This window comes from Hydrogenophaga sp. NFH-34, from assembly GCF_021401345.1.
Lineage (GTDB): Bacteria > Pseudomonadota > Gammaproteobacteria > Burkholderiales > Burkholderiaceae_C > Hydrogenophaga > Hydrogenophaga electricum.
In genome coordinates this window covers 1-1,969 of sequence record NZ_JACBGE010000060.1, presented here as the reverse complement: position 1 = coordinate 1,969, position 1,969 = coordinate 1, and the positions used below count along the sequence as shown (strand labels likewise).

General features: G+C 68.6%; 2 protein-coding genes. Both read right to left on the bottom strand.

Annotated elements, in window-relative coordinates; all coding sequences use genetic code 11:
- Window positions 1-1,681, bottom strand: a 1,681-nt coding sequence (locus L0977_RS25295; RefSeq protein WP_234267686.1) for an FAD-dependent oxidoreductase, incomplete at its 3' end; no start/stop codon positions are given.
- Window positions 1,682-1,783: 102 nt separating this feature from the next.
- On the bottom strand, window positions 1,784-1,969 hold a 186-nt coding region (locus tag L0977_RS25290; RefSeq protein WP_234267685.1), incomplete at its 5' end, for an SDR family oxidoreductase.

Genomic DNA, 1,969 nt, shown 5'->3' with positions numbered 1-1,969 from the left:
CTCCTGCCGTGTCGGCGATGTGGTTGCCCGTGAGGAAACCGAAAGTCATGTTGGGCCCGTGGGTGATGCCCGCACCCGGGTAGTTGCCCCCCATCATGCTGGCACGGTCGTTGCCCACGGCGTACAGACCGGCGATGGCCGAGCCGTCGCGCCGCAGCACCTCGCCCACCACGCTGGTGCGCACCCCGTCAAAGGTGCCCAGATCGCCCATGACCACCTTGACCGCGTAGAACGGACCGGTCTGTACCGGCGCCACGCAGGGGTTGGGCCGGTGTTCGGGATCGGCCAGGTAGCGGTTGAAGCTGGTGCGCCCGCGCCCGAAGGCGGGGTCTTCGCCCTTGACGGCGCCGACGTTGTAGTCCTTGACGGTCTGCGCCAGGCCGGCCGGATCGATGCCGGCGTTTTGCGCCAGTTCGGCCAGCGTGTTGCCCTTGATCAGGTAGCCGTTGCGCAGGAACTTGCCAATGGGCATGGGCGCGGGTTTGACAAAGCCCAGCCCGTACTTGGCCAGCGTGGTCTTGTCGCACACCAGCCACATGGCGGTCTCGGCCATGCCGGCGCAGGCGGTGATCATGGCCGCCCCCACGTCGTGGTACGAGTTGGATTCGTTGGTGAAGCGCCGGCCGTTGGCCAGCACGCCGATGACGCCGGGCTTGTAGCGGTCCAGCAGGTGCGGGAAGACGCCGACCTCACCCCCGCCGTAGTCGACCCTGGAGACGGGCATCCAGGCCGCGCTGTCCTTGAAGCGGATGTCGGCCACGCCACCGGCCTGCTCGGCCATGGCCACGCCGTCGCCGGTGTTGCCCAGCGGTGTGGGCGAGAGGTGCTGGTGCCCGCGCGCGACGTGCGGGTAGGCCTGGGCGATGCGCTGGACGTCGTGCGGGAAGCCGCCGCAGGCCAGCACCACGCCGTGGCGTGCGGTGAAGCTGGCGTGTTCGCTGCGCACGCCCTGCACGTGCTCGCCGTCCATCAGCAGCGCCTTCGCGGGGGTCGAGGTGAGGATGGGGATGCCCAGGTCGAGCGCCGACTTGGCCAGGCGTGCGGCCAGCGCGTTGCCGCTGGTGACCTGGATGCCGCGGCGGTACAGCGCCAGTTCCTTGAGGTGGGTGGCCAGGCGTTTGGCCACGTAGAGGAAGGAGGTCAGCGATTTGGTGGCACGGAAGAAGTGTTTGAGGTCGGCGTTGGAGGAGTTGAACATCATCCCGATGAAGGTGATGGTCTTGAGCGGGGGTTTGAGCCGCGCCATGTCCCGCCCGAGTCCGCGGATGTCGAAGGGTTTGGCCAGGATGGAGCGGCCGATGTCCACGCCCCCGGCCACGTCGGGGTGGTAGTCGGGGTAGAGCGTGGGCACGAACTGCATGGCGGTTTCGCGCTCGAAGAATTCGACCATCCGGGGCGCCTGGTCGAGGAAGGCCTCGACCACGGCGTCGTCAAAGAACTGGCCGGTCTCTTCCATGAGGTAGCGGCGCACGGCAGCGCGGGTGTCGCCCGGGTTCTGCTGGCGCCCGTGCGGGCCGAGTGGAATCCACAGCACACCGCCCGAGAGCGCGGTGGTGCCGCCGAACACGGGTTCTTTCTCCAGCACCAGCACGTCCAGGCCACGCTTTTTGGCGGTGATGGCGCAGGACAGGCCGGCAGCGCCGGAGCCGACGACGATGAGGTCGTAGGCGGTTTTGTTCATGTGTGTCTCCTCAAGTGGTGTTTGGCCGCAGCGCCGGGCCGCCCCAAGCAAGGCCGCGCCCCTTCGGGGGGCAGCGACCCGCGCAGCGGTGGAGCGTGGGGGTCATTGGTTGAATCCGGGGCGCGGCACCATGTCCATCAGCATCGAGGACATGCCGCCATCGACGGCGATTTCGGCGCCGTTGACGTAGGCCGAGCGCGGGCTGGCCAGGAACAGGGCCACGTCGGCGATGTCCTGCGGCTCGCCGATGCGGCGGCTGGCGGTGACCTGGGCGCGCCGCGCTTCAAA